Source organism: Sunxiuqinia rutila (genome assembly GCF_050589705.1).
Classification (GTDB): Bacteria; Bacteroidota; Bacteroidia; order Bacteroidales; family Prolixibacteraceae; genus Sunxiuqinia; species Sunxiuqinia rutila.
This window is the reverse complement of record NZ_JBNGOT010000002.1, coordinates 89,400-108,898: the sequence shown is the minus strand read 5'-3', so window position 1 is coordinate 108,898 and position 19,499 is coordinate 89,400. Positions and strand designations below refer to the sequence as shown.

The 19,499-nt window shown below is 43.4% G+C and carries 14 protein-coding genes; 5 read left to right on the top strand and 9 right to left on the bottom strand.

Annotated elements, in window-relative coordinates; all coding sequences use genetic code 11:
• Positions 1–62: 62 nt before the first annotated feature.
• The 4 genes from ahr to ACRD6K_RS02340 all read right to left on the bottom strand — a co-directional run bounded on the left by ahr (position 63) and on the right by ACRD6K_RS02340 (position 4,521).
• Positions 63–1,070 (bottom strand): NADPH-dependent aldehyde reductase Ahr, encoded by a 1,008-nt coding sequence (gene ahr, locus ACRD6K_RS02355; RefSeq protein ID WP_430971921.1) that lies wholly within the window; start codon positions 1,068–1,070, stop codon positions 63–65.
• 186 nt (positions 1,071–1,256) lie between these two features.
• Positions 1,257–1,646: a nuclear transport factor 2 family protein gene (locus ACRD6K_RS02350; protein WP_299577642.1), complete on the bottom strand. Its 390-nt coding sequence runs from the start codon at positions 1,644–1,646 to the stop codon at positions 1,257–1,259.
• 463 nt (positions 1,647–2,109) lie between these two features.
• Positions 2,110–2,874 (bottom strand): SGNH/GDSL hydrolase family protein, encoded by a 765-nt coding sequence (locus ACRD6K_RS02345; RefSeq protein WP_430971920.1) that lies wholly within the window; start codon positions 2,872–2,874, stop codon positions 2,110–2,112.
• Positions 2,875–3,234: 360 nt separating this feature from the next.
• A complete protein-coding gene (locus tag ACRD6K_RS02340; protein WP_430971919.1) occupies positions 3,235–4,521 on the bottom strand; it encodes a DUF4493 domain-containing protein in 1,287 nt (428 codons plus the stop codon).
• 596 nt (positions 4,522–5,117) lie between these two features.
• On the opposite strand from ACRD6K_RS02340, the gene ACRD6K_RS02335 reads away from it, so the two are divergent.
• Both ACRD6K_RS02335 and ACRD6K_RS02330 read left to right on the top strand, forming a co-directional pair.
• Positions 5,118–6,635, top strand: coding sequence for a tagaturonate reductase (locus ACRD6K_RS02335; RefSeq protein ID WP_430971918.1), 1,518 nt, complete (start codon positions 5,118–5,120; stop codon positions 6,633–6,635).
• 6 nt (positions 6,636–6,641) lie between these two features.
• Positions 6,642–8,129: a UxaA family hydrolase gene (locus ACRD6K_RS02330; RefSeq protein WP_430971917.1), complete on the top strand. Its 1,488-nt coding sequence runs from the start codon at positions 6,642–6,644 to the stop codon at positions 8,127–8,129.
• 218 nt (positions 8,130–8,347) lie between these two features.
• Here ACRD6K_RS02330 and ACRD6K_RS02325 read toward each other — a convergent pair whose 3' ends face one another.
• The gene (locus ACRD6K_RS02325) at positions 8,348–9,538 is read right to left on the bottom strand and encodes an FprA family A-type flavoprotein (RefSeq protein WP_430971916.1); all 1,191 of its coding nucleotides are present in this window, start codon (positions 9,536–9,538) and stop codon (positions 8,348–8,350) included.
• A 170-nt stretch (positions 9,539–9,708) separates the two neighbouring features.
• Here ACRD6K_RS02325 and mltG point away from each other — a divergent pair, with 170 nt between their 5' ends.
• Entirely contained in the window at positions 9,709–10,770 is a 1,062-nt protein-coding gene (gene mltG / locus ACRD6K_RS02320) for an endolytic transglycosylase MltG (protein WP_430971915.1), read from the top strand.
• Positions 10,771–10,903: 133 nt separating this feature from the next.
• On the opposite strand, the gene ACRD6K_RS02315 is transcribed toward mltG, so the two are convergent.
• Complete coding sequence (locus ACRD6K_RS02315) at positions 10,904–11,767, bottom strand: alpha/beta hydrolase (RefSeq protein ID WP_299577630.1); 864 nt, start codon at positions 11,765–11,767, stop codon at positions 10,904–10,906.
• Positions 11,768–11,873: 106 nt separating this feature from the next.
• The gene (gene murB / locus ACRD6K_RS02310) at positions 11,874–12,890 is read right to left on the bottom strand and encodes a UDP-N-acetylmuramate dehydrogenase (protein WP_430971914.1); all 1,017 of its coding nucleotides are present in this window, start codon (positions 12,888–12,890) and stop codon (positions 11,874–11,876) included.
• A gap of 70 nt (positions 12,891–12,960) precedes the next feature.
• Here murB and ACRD6K_RS02305 point away from each other — a divergent pair, with 70 nt between their 5' ends.
• The gene (locus tag ACRD6K_RS02305) at positions 12,961–14,070 is read left to right on the top strand and encodes a glycosyltransferase (RefSeq protein WP_430971913.1); all 1,110 of its coding nucleotides are present in this window, start codon (positions 12,961–12,963) and stop codon (positions 14,068–14,070) included.
• Positions 14,071–14,077: 7 nt separating this feature from the next.
• Here the strand turns inward: ACRD6K_RS02305 and ACRD6K_RS02300 are convergent, their stop codons facing one another.
• Together ACRD6K_RS02300 and ACRD6K_RS02295 are read right to left on the bottom strand one after the other, a co-directional pair.
• Positions 14,078–15,301 (bottom strand): DUF6051 family protein, encoded by a 1,224-nt coding sequence (locus ACRD6K_RS02300; protein ID WP_430971912.1) that lies wholly within the window; start codon positions 15,299–15,301, stop codon positions 14,078–14,080.
• Positions 15,302–15,550: 249 nt separating this feature from the next.
• Positions 15,551–16,267 carry a cell division ATP-binding protein FtsE gene (locus ACRD6K_RS02295; protein ID WP_430971911.1) on the bottom strand — a complete coding sequence of 239 codons (717 nt, stop codon included), beginning with the start codon at positions 16,265–16,267 and terminating at the stop codon, positions 15,551–15,553.
• Between the two features lie 158 nt (positions 16,268–16,425).
• Between ACRD6K_RS02295 and ACRD6K_RS02290 the strand changes: the two genes are divergently transcribed.
• Positions 16,426–19,491: a tetratricopeptide repeat protein gene (locus ACRD6K_RS02290; protein ID WP_430971910.1), complete on the top strand. Its 3,066-nt coding sequence runs from the start codon at positions 16,426–16,428 to the stop codon at positions 19,489–19,491.
• The last annotated feature ends 8 nt before the right edge of the window (positions 19,492–19,499 follow it).

The following is a 19,499-nucleotide window of genomic DNA, read 5'->3' as shown; positions in this document are numbered from 1 at the left end:
AATAACCGGCCTTTTTTTGTTTCTTACTAAAAGTACTGAGTTAAAAAATGGACCATTAAATCCTATCGTTTTAACACAATACGGTAACGGGCTTTTCCCTTTTCAAGATGTTCGAGGGCTTCATTCACCTGTTCCATCGGAAATTCTTCAACCATCGGGTAAATGGCATGACGCTTACAGAAATCAAGCATGGTGCGTGTTAAAGCAGGACTACCCAGCGGACTTCCACCAACCGATTTTTCTCCGATGATCAATGAGAAAGCCGGAATAGCCATGGGCTCCAGTACCGCTCCTACCGTATGAAATTTACCTTTTGGAGCCAACGTTGACAAATAGGCATTCCAGTCAAGCGTTACATTGGTTGTGTTTAAAATGAAATCAAGCGTTCCGGCAATACTCTCCAACTGCTTCGGATCGCGCGAATTAATAACTTTAGTTGCTCCCATGGCTTTGATTTGCTCCTCCTTGTCCGGACTGGAACTAAATGCGACCACTTCACAGCCCCACTTATTTAAAAATTTCAACGCCATATGACCAAGTCCTCCAATTCCAATCACCCCCACTTTATCGGTTGGTTTTATTCCCCAATGCACAATCGGATTAAAAACGGTTATGCCTCCACATAGCAGCGGACCGGCTTTTTGACTATCCACTCCATCAGGAATAGCAATGGCCCACGACCAGTGGCACCTCACATAATCCGCAAACCCGCCATGACGCCCCACAATGGTGCCTTCAACAGTATAACACAAGTTATGGCTGCCACTCATACATTGGTCGCAATGCATACATGACCCCGAGTTCCAGCCTAGTCCAACACGATCTCCTTCCTTAATATTTTTAACCTCCAGCCCAACACTCACCACTTCTCCAATCACTTCGTGCCCGGGAACAAACGGGTATTGCGTCATTCCCCATTCGTTGTTAAGCATACTTAAATCCGAATGGCAAATTCCGCAGTAATGAACTTTAATATCGACCTGATCCGAACCGATATCCGGCAATTCGTAAGAAAAAGGAACGAGCTTTCCTCCTGGCTCATTCGCTGCATAGGCATTTACTGTTCTCATAATATCTGTCGTTTATTATTAATATTCGGAAGTGAGCATTAAGCCACTGTCAAAAGGAGTTGATAAAATCCGGACAACCGACAACTTGAGGTATTTATATGAATAAAATCCTCGGCATGCCCTGGTGTGAAAATCTTGGCGAACAAAAACCAATAAGGGATTCCTGTTCGCTAAGATTCGTTTGAGTTACGGCTTAATGATCGCTGCCGAATCAGCCGCCTGAAAAAAATGAATTGCTTTTCCATCTTTAAAAGTCCAGGTATGTGTGGCATTGGCCTTGAACTTTTTCCCTGTAGCTTTCCAGGTTCCCGTGTAATGACCAACCATCACAATTTTATCTCCGCCATCAACGAAGTCAAAAACTTCAATTTTAAAGTTTTCATAATACTCCGGAATGAGTGCCAAAACCTCATCTACAACAGTTTGTGCGCCTACATAGCGACCATCATCATTTACATACGGAAAACCGATACATTCTTCCCAAACAATATCTTTATGCCAAGAAGAAAGAACTCCTTTAATGTTACCAGACGCAAAATCCTGGTAGCCCTTTTTTAAAATCTCTAAATTACCCATGTTACCCATTTAAAATTTGTTTCCATTACCCCTGATTTCTCAATCTGCTTAATCTTGCAGCCGCTGGTCTTTTCCATTGCACAATCGAACTCTTTCATGCATTTCCGAGTCCAGCTAAAGCAATAGCAGTACGAATGAACACTTCATTCAACGAATAAAGAGAAGCGATTTTTGGCGAATCATACAGTTTAAGACAGGCAGTGAGTTTGAGAGAGAACGGACTATCAATCAGTCCCATAGTCTTGCAAATGAGGAATCAAGTTACGCCTTATCTAAATTAATTCAAAATAATAGGCTGATTTATTTTGAGTAAAAAAAGAAGCCTGCCTGGGACAAATAATCATCAGTACAACACACGAAAAAAGGCCGGGATTTTTCCCGACCTTCCTATATCTTCGATAGCAGAAACGAAAGCTAAGCAAAATCAAGCTGTCGTCTATTTCCGTTTTGATTTATCTGTTGGTTATTTTACCACTTTTAACCAAGCGCTGGCCATCAGCTGAGCTCCGGCCATCGAAGGGTGAACTCCGTCCCCACTCCAGTAGGTTGCCGGCGCATAGTTCATGGCCTTTTCGAAAATCTTTTGATAAGGAACAAACAAGGTTTTGTATTCGTCAGCCAATTTTTTGGCAACTTGCTGGTAAGGTGTAAATTCCTCCATCCAGCCTTCGCCAATGGCTGATCCGCCAGGAACAGAGAACGGCTCACAAATCACCAAAGTCACTTCAGGCAGGGCCTCTTTCGTGCGTTTCAGCAAAGCCCGGAAATCGTTTTCGTACACCTGCACCGTTCCTTCGTAGTTTCCGTTACGCTTGTGCCAGTAGTCATTCACACCAATCAGAATACTTAAAACGTCTGGTTTCAGATCCAGGCAGTCTTCATACCAACGGTCATGCAGCTGATACACTTTATTTCCACTAATTCCTCGGTTATAAATCGTCAGGTTCTTCTCAGCCTGCTTGGTCAATAAACTCGCTCCCGCCATCAGGGCATATCCATTTCCAAAAGAACTGGCGTCATTGGGGAGCTGCCTTTCCCGGTTTCTTCCGGCATCAGTAATCGAATCGCCCTGAAAAAGAACAGTCCCATCTTGAGGCAAGATTGCAAACTGATCCTTTTTTTTCTTTTTCTTTTCAGGTACGGTGGCCGACAAAATCATTGGGATGCTGGCAATTCCGGCCGCCTGAACAGCAGAGCGTCTAAAAAATTTTCTTCTTGATAAACTCATAATTTAGTTGCGTTAGATATTTTTGAATAAACACGACCCGTTCTGGAACCGGGACTTTGGGCGCTTCAACCAACTGCTAGCCTAGCTCCTGGTATGTCTTTTCAATTAATTTGTGAATTTGGCATGCCTCTTCAAAGGACTCCGTTCAAATCCTATCCTCTCTGTAAATATCTTTCCAGGGGGCATCAAAAAAAACACCGGAAAATAACGATATTTTTTAGCATTGTCAACCAGAAACTTTGGATTTTGAAATCTCCGATAGCGCGCAAATGCCTGTTGATCCGGAATCCCGCGGTCAGCAAAGGCCCATCCCGCCCCTTGCTAGGTGTTATAACTGAATCTTCGATAAACTAAAGAAAATCATTCGCACGAAGAATTAACTGTTCCAGGCGTACCGAAATCGCCGGTTGAATAGGCAAGTGTCGATGAACACCAGTTCAAACCATCCTGAGCGGCCACTGCATCACGAACTACCGGATCAAGCTGAATAGACTTCCCTTCTCTATCAGGCACAAAACTTCCAGCCCCATAGTCTACAGAGCATATGACAAGTCCATCTGTTCCATCAGTCCCATACGTATTTAGTAAAAGTTCATCTCCTCCGTTTACCAAGCCTATACTACTGCCATACACATAATCAACACGGTCTGCTGCTAATGTAGTTCTCCCCAGAACAGCATAAGCTTCAGGAGGCAAAATCAGATCTGTTGCTATTTGATGAAATGCATTGGTTGAACCTCGTCTAAGTACAAGGTCTTTCAAATTAATTTCTTCAGCTGAATTATTAAACACTTCAATCCATTCTCCTTCAGAGTCTACTATAGCTCCAGGATTATACATGATCTCCGTAATCAGCAAATCACCAAGAGCTAATTCTCTACTACCTCCATTTGCCCCATCTGAAAAGGTAACTATTTCAGTCTCCACCATGTCTGATTGTGAAATATTGAAAAGAGCACGACCATCATCCACCGATGCATCTATATGAATTTCATAATGTTTACCCAACTGAGGACTGTTAATTGTACCGCTAATTGTTTTGGGTTGACTGGTTACTCCATCTCCAGACCTAAGTTCTGATTCAATGTTTAAAGGTCCAGCATTAAAATAGCCAGCTCTTTCCTCCCCTTTGGTGAATATTAGGCTTCCGCCTGCATTGCTCACTGTAGTGCTGTAATCGGTAAAAGAACTAATCACCTGGTCGGAATATAAAACAGTCACCATGATATTTGCCAACGAACAGGCAATATCTACTTGGGTTGTTTCTCCCTCCATTATAGTAAATGATTCAGATTCACCATAATAATAAGGAGCGTCAAATGCAGCAACTGGATTGTCCTGCGAGAAGGCAGTTGCATAGTATTCACCTGTGGATAGTTCAAGCACCTCCGGAATATCAAGCACACTATCAAAGGTCATAACAGGTTCAGTACTCCCAATACTGAATATTTCCACACCAAAATTACCTGTAGATACTGATTTCAAAGGATTGTTGACTTCTTTTACGACTAAAGACAAGCCCACTTTAAGTTTTAGTTTTCCGGTAATCTCTTCAGGTAAGGGTTCATTGTTACGGCAAGCGCTTGTTAAAAGACAAATGGTGACAACTACTATCGCGTAAATGGACTTCTGATTGATTGATTTCATGGTAGTTAAAATTTGTTTTACAAAACAATTTATAACTCTTCCTGAAATAAGTCAAGAATAAACTGAAATTTAGAATCATTCTAACTAACTGATTGTTAACTAAAAAATCAAAGGATAGCAATACTATTTAGAAGAAATAAGTTTACTGACTCTGAACTTACAGCTTGATCGTTAATAAAAATATTCTTTACATTTTTTAAATATCCAACGTCCCTAGTGAAACAAGATTTTCTTTAAAAGAGTAAATAGAATAGTCGATAAATGACAACAGAAATTGCATCAGGAAGAATTTTATTTCATCGTAAAATATTCAGCCATAAATCCTGTTATAATTTTACCGCAGTCAATTTTTCACTACAGAACATCGAATTTGCTTAATTCCCTATGCAAGGTGAGATGAAGTCAACAACTATCTTTTTATGTTAGACGATGAAAAGCTGTTTAAAGATAATTTAACGTCAAAATCCAGATACAAATTAGGGGAATTTCAAAAAATAGTATACTTTCGTCGACCGAATCGTGTGCGAACACGGTTTTTTTATGCGTCAATTTCGTGTGCGAACACGGTTCTTTTTAAATAACTCAAAAACAATAAAATGAAGCTTAATAGATCAAACGTAAAAGATGCAGCTCAATATCCTACCCGAATTCTTCAGTTTGGAGAAGGTAATTTCTTAAGAGCCTTTGCCGATTGGATAGTACAAAAAATGAATAATGAAATCGGGTTTAACGCCGGAATTGATGTCGTTCAACCCCTTCCCGGTGGCATGGTGGATTTGCTGAACCAGCAAGACGGTCTGTATCATGTTTACCTGAAAGGAATTAAAAACGGGAAACCGGTTAAGGAATATGAATTTATTCAATGTTTGAATAAAGGGATCAATCCATACACCGAATTCGGAACGTACCGCGAATCCGTTGTTAATCCGGATTTACGCTTTGTGATTTCGAATACCACGGAGGCCGGTATTGCTTATGATCCGACTGACTCACTGGACATGAAGCCCCAAAAATCTTTCCCTGCTAAAGTAACGGCTCTGCTGTACGAGCGCTTTAAAGCTTTTGAAGGGGCCCAGGATAAAGGACTCATTTTCTTCACCTGCGAATTGATAGACCGCAATGGTGATATGCTGAAAAAATATGTGTTGCAACATGCCGACAACTGGCAGTTGGGCAATACATTCAAGCAATGGGTGGACACAGCCTGTGCATTTTGCAACACGTTGGTCGACCGCATTGTACCCGGATTCCCGAAAGATGATATCAAAGAAATTCAAGCCGAGCTGGGCTACGAAGACAACTTGGTTGTTGTGGGCGAATATTTTCACCTGTGGGTGATTGAGGCGCCCGAGTGGGTTGCCGATGAATTTCCTGCTGCCAAAGCTGGTCTTGATGTAAAATTTGTAAAAGATATGACCCGTTTCCGCGAACAAAAAGTTCAGGTACTCAACGGCTGCCACACCGGAAGCTATGCGGTATCGTACTTAAGTGGTATTGAAACGGTGCGCGAAGCTTATGACAACCTGGAAACAGGAAGTTTCATGAAAGAATTGGTTTACGATGAAGTTTTGACGGTTCTGGATGGCTCAGAGAAAGAATTGAAAAACTTTGCCGGTAAAATTCTGGAGCGCTTTTCAAACCCTTACATTCGTCACCAATGGCAAAGTATTGCTCTGAATGCCATGTCGAAATGGGAAACACGTAACCTCCCCTCTTTACGCAATTTTGTGAAGCTTCATAACATGCTGCCACAAAAGCTGGTATTCTCGCTGGCTGCTATGATTGCCTATTTCAAAGGCGAAGCTGAAGGTAAGAGCTACCCTATTCAGGAAGATCAGTGGATTCTGGATTTTTACAAAGAAGCTTGGGAAGCCTGCGATGGCCGTCCTATTTCAATTTACCAGTTAGTTGAAAAAGTGCTGGCTCTGGACAAAGTCTGGAAACAAAACCTGAATGAAATTCCAAACTTAACAATCACCGTTAGCCACTACCTTTTCCTGATTCAGCAGGTAGGCATGAAAAAAGCTGTAAAAGCTGTGCTGAGCGAAAATAACCCGCTGATGGAAATGACCATCGAAGGAAAAGCCAAAGAAGCTGAGGCTACAATTAATTAGGAAAACATGGCAAATACCATTAAAATAAATGCGCAGGACAACGTTGTCATCGCATTAAAAGACTTTTCTGCCGGAGAGTTCATCGAACTGGAAGATCAGAAAATCACCTTAAAAACAGATGTTCCACGAGGACATAAAATTGCTCTGAAAACCATCGCTAAAGGGGACAACATCATGAAATATGGTGTCCCCATTGGACATGCCACCGAAGCGATTCAGGCCGGTGACCACGTTCATGTACACAACACAAAAACCAACTTGTCGGGAACGATGGAGTATAAGTTCAATCAAAAATTGAATCCCCTGCAAGCTGTGGAAGAAGAGCGAAGCTTTAAAGGTTTCCAACGAAGCAATGGTCAGGTTGGTATCCGCAACGAGCTGTGGATTGTACCAACCGTGGGCTGTGTAAATGGGCAGGCCGATCAGATCATTAGCCAGTTTAAGGCCAGCCATCCGGCAAACGACATTGATAATGTGCAGGTATTCAGACACAGTTATGGCTGTTCTCAATTGGGCGATGACCATGAAAACACCCAGAAGGCTCTGGCCAACCTCATCAACCATCCCAATGCCGGCGGTGTGCTGGTGATGGGCTTAGGATGCGAAAACAATCAAATCAGCCATCTCAAAAAGTTTATTGGTGATTACGATGAGCAGCGTATCAAGTTTTTGGTAGCTCAGGAAGTTGAAGATGAAGTGGAAAAAGGGCTGCAGCTTTTGGAAGAGTTGTACGAGGTTATGCGTTACGATCAACGCACCGATTGTCCGGTTTCAGCCTTAAAAATTGGTCTGAAATGTGGAGGATCTGATGGCTTGTCCGGAATTACAGCTAACCCGCTGGTGGGCTCGCTATCCGACTTCCTGATCGCCCGCGGAGGCACCACCATTCTGACGGAAGTACCAGAAATGTTTGGAGCCGAACACTTGCTAATGGAGCGCTCAGCCAACAAGGAAGTCTTTGACAAAACAGTTCATCTGATTAATGACTTTAAAGAATATTACCTGAGACACAAGCTTCCGGTATACGAAAACCCATCACCCGGTAACAAGCAAGGTGGTATTACCACACTCGAAGATAAATCGCTGGGATGTACCCAAAAAGGAGGAACAGCAACTATTGTTGATGTGCTGGGCTATGCTGAACCACTGCGCAAAAATGGGTTAAACCTGCTTTCGTCGCCGGGTAACGACTTGGTTGCCGCCTCTGCACTTGGCTTCAGCGGATGCCAGTTGGTACTGTTCACCACCGGACGTGGCACCCCTTTCGGTAGCTTTGTGCCAACCATGAAAATAGCCACGAACACAGCACTTTACGAAAAGAAAACAAACTGGATTGACTTTAATGCAGGAAAACTTCTTGAAGGTTGTTCCATGGAAGAATTGACCAACGAATTATTTAACGAAATAATTTTCGTCGCAGAAGGTAAAAAATTAAAACATGAGCTTAGCGGGTTCAAAGAAATTGCTATCTTTAAAACCGGAATAACCCTGTAAAAGATTAAAATATCCCCTCGGGTAGGGGTAGTTAGTAGTAATTGAGTAGTAGTAGTAAAAATCCCTTCGGAGTGCCGGAGGGATTTTGTTTTATATAGCTGACCCTACTTAATGACAAAAAATAATGCCTGCTAAATTACTTTAACAGGCATTACTCCAATGTTCAGCCACTCCCCTCTTTTCTCAAAAGAGAAAGAATAGACCTGACAGATGCTCAATTACTCAGCTAACAATTTATCAGCCATCGCATTGGCCATTTCAATGCATTCCTGGTACTTATCTTTTTTCAAAGCGCCTTTTTCTTCTACGGGCTGATAAACCAAATCCCAGTTAATTTTTTCGGCAAACTTCATCAGGTTTTTCACACCACCACCATTCCAGGCAAAGTTACCAAACACGCCCAGGTAATGATCTTTAACTCCCATATGCTCAATGGTTGTCAGCAAGGTTTGCACATTGGGGAACATGGCATTGTTGTAGGCACAGCTTCCAACAATAAACCCTTTGTATTTAAAAATATCGTTGATGATGTATGAATCGTGCGTTTTAGATGAATCGTAAACACGAATGTTTTTAATTCCACGCTCACTTAGCTGACGAGCAATTACCTCAGCCATTTTTTGCGTATTTCCATACATCGAGCCATACACAATCACCACCCCTCTTTCAGTATCGTAGGTGCTCCATTTGTTGTAACGGCTCAGCACCCAATCCAAATCCGTACGCCAGATTGGTCCGTGTGTAGCCGCAATCATCTGGATATCCAAAGGAGCCAGTTTTTTGATGGCGCGCTGCGTATGTGGGCAGTATTTACCGACAATGTTGGTGAAGTAGCGCATGATTTCAACCTCATAAAAATCCAGGTTAATTTCATCGTCAAAAACACCACCATCCAACGTTCCGTAGCTACCAAAGGCATCACCCGAAAACAGAATTTTGTTGGTTTCATCATAAGTCACCATCGTTTCGGGCCAGTGCACCATCGGAATGGTTTGAAATTGAAGCTTCACTTTTCCAAGATCCAGAGTTGATCCGTCGTTTACCTCCAACGTATTTTCAGGTTTGAAGTAAAAACTTTCCACAAAACCGAATGTCTTTTTATTTCCAATCAGCGTAATATTCGGATACTTGGTTTTTACGGCTTTGATGGCTCCTGAGTGGTCCGGCTCCATGTGATTGATGATCAAATAATCAACCTGACGGTCACCGATCAATGTTTCAATCTGATCCAGGTAATCATCAATGAACTGACGCTCTACCGTATCAACCAAAGCGATTTTCTCATCAACAATTAAATACGAGTTGTACGAAACGCCGTGAGGAATTGGCCAGATGTTTTCAAACAAGGTTGTTCTTCGGTCGTTATAACCTAAGTAGTAAATATTTTCAGCAAGCTTAACCTGATGCATAATTATCTAATTTTTTAAAGTCATTCTTCGGGTCACGAAAATAACGAATTTAGCCCAGACCTGAACCTCCGGGCTTTCAATTCTTCAAAAATTAAGGTAAAGCTCACACAGCCGAAAAGTCCCAGAAAAGATTATTTTTGTAACCTAACTACGAAATTAGAGAAGATATAATGGATTTGAAATCGAATAATCGTTTACACCTTTTCCCAAAGCTCAACAAATGGGTGCTTATTTTTTTTGCTGCCGCGTTTATCGTTGCCGGTCTACGTGGGTACCAGCTTTTTCAATACATTTTTGCTGAAAACGTGAAACAGTCCGGAAGCATTACCATTCCCAAGGAAGCGACCTTCCAGGAAGTGCTGGATTCGCTGAATGCACATCAAATTTTAGAAAATGAGAAAGCGTTTCGATGGGTGGCTAAAAAGAAGAACTACCCTGCGGCCATCAAAAAAGGAAAATATGTTTTCAACCGGGGCATGAACACCAATCAGATTGTGAACATGCTGCGGGCAGGTAATCAGAAACCGGTAACCCTTACGTTCAACAATCTGCGTTTTATTGATGAGCTGGCCGGTTCAATTGCCCAGCGCCTGGAGCCGGATTCCATCGAATTTCTGACTTACCTGAACGACAGCAATGTTATTGCAGCAAATGGGTTTGACCGCTACTCGTTTCACGCCATGTTTATCCCAAACACCTATGAGTTTTACTGGACCACAACTCCGGAACAATTCGTTGAACGCATGCACTCGGAATACCAGCGTTTCTGGAACAAAGAGCGTCTGGCTAAGGCTGAAGCCCTGGGCCTAACTCCGGTTCAAGTTTCAACCGTAGCCTCCATTGTTCAGGAAGAAACCATTAAAGCCGATGAAAAGCCCCGAGTGGCTGGCCTCTACCTGAATCGTATTAAGCGGGGTATGCTTTTGCAAGCCGACCCAACCATTAAGTTTGCTGTGGGTGATTTCAGCATCAAGCGCGTGCTGAACAAACACCTTGAGGTCGATTCGCCCTACAACACCTACAAGCATGCAGGACTACCTCCGGGTCCCATCAACTTTCCGGAAATATCAAGCATAGAAGCCGTGCTAAATGCGGAAAATCACAGCTACTTGTACATGTGCGCCAGCGACGAATTTAACGGATACCATAACTTTGCACGCACGCTTCGGGAACACAACAAAAATGCCCGTCGTTACCAGCAAGCCTTGAATGCAAAGAAAATATGGAAATAACTTTCAGGCATAGTTTGGCAACAGGAAATGCCCGCGCAAACAAGCTTTCCTAAGACGAAAAAAGCGGAATTGTAGATACAATTCCGCTTTTTTCATTTAACATGCGTAAAGCTTCGTTTGCCAATCTTCAATTTTAATATTGATGAAAAGCGTCTGATATAAATGACAGGACTACTGGCAATGACTCGCGCCAGTAAGTCCAGGTGTGACCTCCTTGCCGAATGCGAAATTCATGCGGAATTCCTTTTTTACGCATGGCAATGTGCACCAGTGAATTTCCTTCAAACAGAAAATCATCATCGCCGCAATCAATAAACCAGCGCACCGCGTTTTTTTGATCTTCCGGCATGCTCTCAATTAAAGCCAAGGCACTGTACTTTTGATAGTAAGCTTCGATTTCCTCATCCGTAGCGCCCGTTTCACCCCAGCGCTCATAGTATTTCCGGGCATCTGCTTTAGTTACCGGCCCCATGGCTGCACTCAACGGACAAGCCGACGAAAATAACTCAGGATGATGCATGGCGTACATGAAAGTACCGCCACCACCCATGGAGAGTCCGGCAATGGCCCGGTAGCGCTTTTCACTTTTAATCCGGTATTTCTTTTCTACATGAGGCATCAACTCACTGAAAAAGAAATCTTCGTAACGCCAGTCTCCTTTGATGTTGTTAAAATAACCACGCTGCCCCGTATTGGCATCCGGCATAACAATAATCATCGCTGTGGCCGAACCGTTCAGAATGGCTTCATCAGCAATACGCAACACTTCGCCAAACTGAACCCAGCCTGTCTGATCATCACCTGCTCCATGAAGCAAATACAAAACCGGATAGCTGCGCTCCGAAGTTTCATAATCAGGTGGCAGATAAATGGCGTAGTTGCGATCCATATTCAGGATCTCACTTTTTAAAGAAAGCTTGTCGAATACTTTTCCAGTTTGTGCAAACAGGGATGCAGACAAACCCAAGAAAAGCAGTGTGAAAAAATTTCTCATCATGATTTCTATAGTTGGTTTACAATCGAAAGATACAATTTCGTTGGCAAAAGAGAAGACAGCATGTCGTTAAACAGTCCAATTCTCCGTTTAACCGATCTTTAACCGGTTACAAAATGTTGGCCTCAGGCTCAAGCTCAACCCCAAACCGATCGGCTACGGAACTTTTGATTCGTTCAGCAAGCTGAAACAACTCCTCTCCCGTGGCCGAACCGTAATTCACCAACACCAGCGCCTGATGCTCATGCACGCCGGCATCGCCCTCCCGAAAGCCTTTCCATCCACATTGCTCAATCAACCATCCAGCGGCCAGTTTAACCTTTCCGTCTTCTGCCGGATAAGCAGGCATCTCCGGGTAGTCTGCCTTCAGCTTTTCAGCCAGTTGCGCATCCACCACCGGATTCTTAAAAAAACTTCCGGCATTGCCCAATTCCATCGGATCCGGAAGTTTGGACTGACGAATAGCAACCACTGCCTCACGAACGTGCAAAGGATTCAGTTCGCCGCGTTTTTCCACTTCAGCTTTCAGGCTGCCATAATCCAGCTTAAATTCCGGAAATTTCTCCAGGCGAAAAACAACAGAAGTAACGATGAAGCGGTTTTTCAATTCATTCTTGAAAATACTGTTCCGATAAGCAAACCGACACTCTTCGGCCGGAATGGAATAGCTGGTCATGGTTTCCAGATCAAAGCCATTCACCGTATCAATGTAGTCTTTCACTTCTACTCCATAAGCCCCAATATTCTGGACAGGTGCTGCTCCCACAGTTCCCGGAATCAGCGATAAGTTTTCCAGTCCATAAAATTCAGACTTCACACAATAATCCACAAAACGATCCCAATCTTCACCGGCGCCAACCTCCAACCACACCTGATTTCGGGTTTCGCGCACCACTTGCACACCCGGCACATTAGGATGAATAACCAAGCCATCGAAATCATGCACTAGAAGCAGGTTGCTTCCTCCACCAAGCAACAAAAACTGCTCTTCCCGCCAGCTGGTATTTTGTTGCAGAAACTCAGTCAAATCGTCTAATTCAGTAAACTCAAAAAAGAAACGGGCTTTGGCATCAATGCCAAATGTATTGTAGTTTTTTAAGGAAAAGTCTTCAAAAAAGCGGATCATAGAATTTTTTGGGCAAAGATAATAGAAGCTGTTTCAATTTCGTTTATTTTGTAAAAAAGTAAAAAGCCCGTTGAAAAAAGTTATTCTTTCTGTTACGAATGATTTAGTTACCGATAGCCGGGTGCATAAAGTAGCTCTTACCCTCCTGAAGATGAATTTTAAGGTGGTGCTGGTTGGACGCAAACTTCCCGGTAGCCCCAAATTGGGTCATCGTCCCTATAAAACCAAACGTCTCAAGCTTTTCTTCAAAAAAGGCCCGCTTTTTTATGCCGAATACAACATCCGGCTCTTTTGGTTTTTACGCCTTCGGAAAGGAGATGTCTTTTTAGCCAATGACCTGGACACCCTTCCGGCCAATTTCCTGATTTCAAAACTAAAAGGAAAGCCCCTGGTTTACGACAGTCACGAGCTATTTACAGAAGTGCCCGAGTTGCTTAACCGCCCTGGGAAAAAAGCCTTTTGGCGGGCCATCGAAAGACTCATTCTTCCTAAAATTTCAAAAGCCTACACGGTATCCGAGTCCATTGCCCGCTTGTATCAAAAAAAGTATGGCACCCCTTTTCGGGTGGTTCGCAACCTGCCCCACCGCGAAGAACTATTAATGGTTCCGCCAGAAAAAAGCCTGGCTGCAGATGAGCGAAAACTGATTCTCTATCAGGGCGCTTTAAACATTGGGCGCGGGCTTGAATATGCAATCAAAGCCATGCAACACCTCGAAGGCGCTCGTTTGTTGATTGTCGGAGATGGCGACATTACCCTGCCATTGAAAAAGCTGGTTGCCGACCTGAAGCTGGCTGACCGGGTTAGCTTTATGGGCAAAATCCCTTTGCAGGAACTCAAATACCTCACAGCACAAGCTCACCTGGGATTATCCATCGAGGAAGACTTGGGGCTGAATTACCGCTATGCACTCCCCAACAAGTTGTTCGACTACATCCAGCAGCAGGTGCCCGTTTTGGTAAGCAACCTGCCGGAGATGAGAGCCATTGTGGAAACTTACCAGATCGGGATGATTCTGGAGAAACATGATCCTGAAGTTTTAGCCAAACAGCTTCAGGAGGCTTTGTTCAACCGCGACCTCCGCGAACAATGGATTGAAAATCTTCCACTGGCTGCCCGCGATTTATGCTGGGAACACGAAGAAAAAATACTCGAAGATATCGTTCGTGAGCTTCGCTGATACACCTTTAGCGATTGATGAAACTGGCAATCTTTCCAAAAACACGCTTAAATTCCACGTCAATCAATTCCTTGTTTTTTTCGGTAAATGGGAAAGGACTTACATGATCGTAATCAAATGGAAAATCAAGAATCTCAACCGAAATCGGGATATCGCGCGCAGCCCCTTGTAAAGTGTTTACAATTTCGTAGGATGGGATAATCGTATCTTGCTTTAAGGAAATCGCCATCAAATCGGAACTCACGTTTTGAAATAATTCTTCACGATAAGCCCGCTTCACTTTATAGTCAAGCATTGAATAAAACACCTGACCTTCCAGGTGCGGTCCATTTAAATAATGTTTTAGATGCGGGTTGTGCTCCATATGTTTTTCGATATGCTCCACCATGTATGTGTACAAAGCAATGTTGGCCTCGCTGTCCAATATGTATTTTGAAACGGGCGACAACCGGTTAAAAACAGCCCCTCCGCAGAACAAGCACAACTTCGATTTTTCAAAGTAATTGTTGTAATTGCTCAGCTTCAGAATTTCGGCCAGTAAACAGCCAATGGAGTAAGCCACAATATGAAAACGCGCATCGGGTGCAATCAGTGGATGATCTCCCCGCTTGCACTCTTCCATCAACTGAATCACATCGTAGTAGGTTTGTAAGCCGGACCAGATGAACCGTTGCGGGCGGGCATGCAAACGCAGGCTGATGGCCACATTGGAAAGCGATGAGTTCACCACGTTGGGAAACATTTCCTTCCGTTTTTCGCTCAATAAAAACATCTTTCGTTTATCGCTCCAAACCGACAACGTCCGGTTCATGTGAAAAGCGATGGGGAATAAAATGACAGCACACTGGGTTTGCTCTGCCAGAAAATGGGCCCAGGGCAAGTATTTGTCCCAATTTTTTTCGTTGAACCCATGAAAAAGGAAAATGGCGCATTTTGCACGCTTCATTCCTTTCGGCATAAATACCCGGTAAGAAAACCGCTCATTTTCCTGAATATCCACATCATGCCTGTAAATCTGGCCATCAATGGTTCCCAAATCATTGAAAAAAGTTTGTGGCGTATAGAATTCTTCATCGTGTTCTTTACAGGAATAATGCTCTTCGCCTGGAAGCAATCGCTGTGATTTTGAGTGGAAATCCTGCTTGTAAATATCCAGGTTTTCAAATTCAATCCGGTTGCTCTCCAATGCTAAAACAGCCCTAAGCTTTTGATAAGAATCAAGGTAATTCATGGTACTAGACATTAACGTGCCCAAAAGGCACGGTTGATTATTAAACAATGAAACGTGATTCAGAAAGAGGAATTCACCTTCTCCTAATTTCGGATTTTGCAGTTTTGAGAAACGTCTGTTCCTCCAACTGGAAATCTCCAATTAGTGTGTAGCTAATGTATAAAATTCACCTTGAATGAAGCGGCTGAAAGCCCGCCCAATTATGCAACATAAGTTGCAAAATAAGCCGGAAGATGCCTTGCGATCCGCTTAGTCCTCCAGCAATTCAGAAAAATCAACTTCGCTTTCAGTTTTTGAAGAATCGCTTACCTTTTGCTCACCGCAAACCAAGGTACGTGCCGGATAACGATTTAAAATATGGTAATCATGGGTAGCCACCAGGATGGTCTTGCCCTGCTCATTGATTTCTTTAAAAATGCCCATCAGTTCATCCGAAGTTTCCGGATCCAAATTGCCCGTAGGCTCATCGGCCAGAATGATGTCCGGATCGTTCAGAATAGCCCGTGCAATTACAATGCGTTGCTGCTCTCCTCCGGAAAGTTGATGGGGCATGCTTTTCAGTTTCGACTTCATCCCCACCCGTTCCATCACTTCATTGATGCGATTTTCAATGGCTCGTTCTACTTTCCAGCCAGTTGCTTTCAACACAAACGACAGGTTATCGTGAACATTGCGATCAGTCAGCAACCGGAAATCCTGGAAAATAACTCCCAACTTCCGCCTTAAAAACGGAACTTCGGACCGCTTCAGCTTACCCAAATTAAAGCCTGCCACCTGCGCCTGTCCGGTATACAGGTCCAGTTCTGCATTCAAAAGCTTAATCAAACTCGATTTTCCACTGCCTACCTTGCCAATTAAATACACAAATTCTCCCGCTTTAACATCCAGATTAACTTGACTTAAGATCAACTGGTCTTGCTGAAAAACATCGACACCCTGTAGTGAAATAATAGATTCGGAGTTCATAGAGCTGATTTTGGTTACTCAGTACAAAACTAATTTTTTTTAAACAACCAAATAATAAAGCCCGGGAATAAACAGTTTTTTGTTAAGAAATCAATGCATTATTCCGCTTGAAAAGCAAACAGAATCGCTATTTTTATGCAAAAAATAAAACGAAGTCTATGAGAACAAGAATTTTGCTGTTCACACTATTGTGGAGCACCCTCATTGTTACCGCCTTAGCGCAAGAAACAGCTTATTATCCTTCTCTCGAAGCCGAGATCCATCAAGCCAAAGAGCTTTTCGAAAAAGATAAATTCATTGTTGCCCAGCAGCAATTTGCATCCATTGCCGAACAAGCAGAGGCTGATTCCGAGATCCAGTCTGAAGCCAAATTCTACATGGCACTCAGCGCGCTGCGTCTGAATGCTAAAAATGGCGAAAAACTGATCGAAAATTTCATTGCCGAAAACCCGGTCAGTCCCTACGCCAACAAGGCTTGGTTCGAACTTGGAAGCAGTCAGTTTAATAAGGGGAAATACGCCCAAATGCTTCGTTCTTACCAAAACATTCAGGGCAAAACCCTGAGTTCGGAAGATCAAATCAAGGTTCACTACCAAAAAGGCTATGCTTTTTTTCAAACCGAGAAGCACCAACTAGCCGAAAATGAGTTTGAAAAAATCAAGGATACCAACAACCTGTATGCGGGGCCTGCCAAATACTACTGGGCACACATTCAGTATTTAAAAGAAGACTACGATGCGGCCCTTTCGGAGTTTAACAAGCTGAAAGACAATCCGGCTTTTGCGGAAGTAATTCCGTTTTACATGAGCCAGATTTATTACAAGCGTGCGCAATACGAAAAGGTGATTGAGTTTACGATCCCTTTGTTGGACGAAGTTTCCGAAGATAAAAAACCAGAGCTGGCCAAAATTATTGCGAACAGCTATTTTCACCTGAAGAACTTCGACAAGGCCATTCCGTATTTCGAAGCCTACTTTGAATTTACCGAAAGTAAGCTGCGCGAAGAAAGCTACATGCTTGGCTATTGCTATTACCAAACCCGTCAGTATGAAAAATCCATTTCCCCGCTTGAAAACGCTTCACGTGGCAAAGACGAGTTAGCACAAAACGCCTATTACCATTTGGCCGACAGCTACATCAGAACCAACCAGAAAGACAAAGCCCGAATTGCTTTCGAGTCGGCTTCCGAGCTGGATTTCAACCCTGAAATAAAAGAAGATGCGTTGTTTAACTACGCTAAAATAACATACGAACTTTCGTACTCTCCTTTCAATGAAACCATCAAGGCTTTTGACAAATACATTTCGCTTTATGCCAATTCAGAGCGCAATGATGCCGCCTATGATTACTTGGTCAATGTTTACATGAGTACCAACAATTACAAGGAAGCCATTGAATCAATTGAAAAAATTCAGGTCAAAAGCCCGGCGGTAAAAAAAGCCTACCAGCGCGTTACCTTTTTCCGAGGACTGGAGTTGTTCAACAACCTGCGCTATGAAGCTGCAATTGCATTGTTCGACCAATCGCTTGAAAATGCAGCTGTCAGCTCCGACATCAAAGCCGGAGCGTTATTCTGGAAAGCGGAGGCTAATTACCGGCTGGAGAATTACCAGCAGGCAATCAGTGGCTTCAATCAGTTTTTAAAAACGCCGGGAGCCAAGGCTCGAGCTGAGTTTCAGAACGTATATTACAACTTGGGCTACGCCTATTTCAAGGAAAAGAATTACACCAACGCCATCCAGTCTTTTCAAACGTTTTTGAATTCAAACAGTGAAGAAGAAGGCCAAAAAGTAGCTGATGCATTCAATCGTTTGGGAGATTCGTATTTTGTCAGTCGTGATTATGGCAAGGCCATCAAAAATTACGAGCAAGCTTACCGGTTGAAACAATACGATCCGGATTACGCGCTGTTTCAAAAAGCCATTTGTTTGGGCATTCTGCGTGAGCAAAATCAAAAAATCAGCAACCTGCGCACCTTGATTCAAACCTTCCCAAATTCATCGCTGGTTGATGACGCCATGTATGAACTGGGCCGGACCTACGACCGAACAGGCCAACTCAAGGTTGCTGAAGGCTATTACCGCGACATCATTAACGATTACCCGCAGAGTAGCTACCGAACCAAAGCAATTCTGCAACTTGGTCTGGTGCTGTACAACCAGTCGGAGTTCAACCAATCTCTTGAAGCCTATAAGCAAGTGGTTGAAGAATACCCGAACAGCCCGGAAGCCCAGTCAGCTTTAATTGGCATCAAAAACAACTACGTTGAGCTGAATAATATTGATGCTTACTTTGCCTACACCCAACGCCTCGGTTCAGGCGCCCAGGTTTCGGTTTCAGAACAAGACTCGCTGACCTATTTGGCAGCCGAAAAACTGTACATGGCCCGCGACGAAAATGCCAAACAGCAACTGGAACGGTATCTGCGTCAATATCCCAAGGGAAGCTTCAGCGTAAACGCGCAGTTCTACCTGGGCGAAAAGCGCTATTCAGACAAGGAATATGCACTGGCACTAAAAAACTATGAATATGTGCTCGGTCAAGGCGATAATATTTTCACAGAACCAGCCCTCGAAAAAGCGTCAGAACTACAATTCAATGCCTCAAACTTCGAACAAGCTTTGAGCTACTACGAACAGCTGGAGCAAATTTCCAACACGCAATGGAACCTGCTTCGGGCTCGTGCCGGAAAAATGCGTTGCCAGTATAAACTGGCCAACTATCCGGCCTGCATCGAAGCGGCCAAAATGCTGTTAAGTTCAGAAAAGTTAACTGACATATTAAAACGGGAAGCCCAATACAAACTGGCTAAGTCGTACTACCAAACCAAGCAATTGGACGAAGCACTTCCGGTGCTGGGCACGTTAGCCGAAGACACCAAGTCAGAAGAAGGAGCCGAAGCCAAATACCTGTTAGCGGAGATTCTGGTTGCAAAAAATAAACTACCGGAAGCCGAAGAGCAAGTGATGGACTTTATCTCGAAAAACACGCCTCATCAATATTGGCTAGCCAAAAGCTTCATTTTGCTTTCTGACATTTACCTGAGCCAAGGCGACCATTTTCAGGCCCGGCACACCATCAAGAGCATTATTGAAAACTACCCCGAAACCGATGACGGCATCATTGAAACAGCCCAAGCTAAGCTGCAGCACCTGGAAGAACTGGAAGCACAGCAAGAGCAAGATGGCAAAAGCCCAATGAAAATCAACATTAACGAACAGTAAAAACAAGC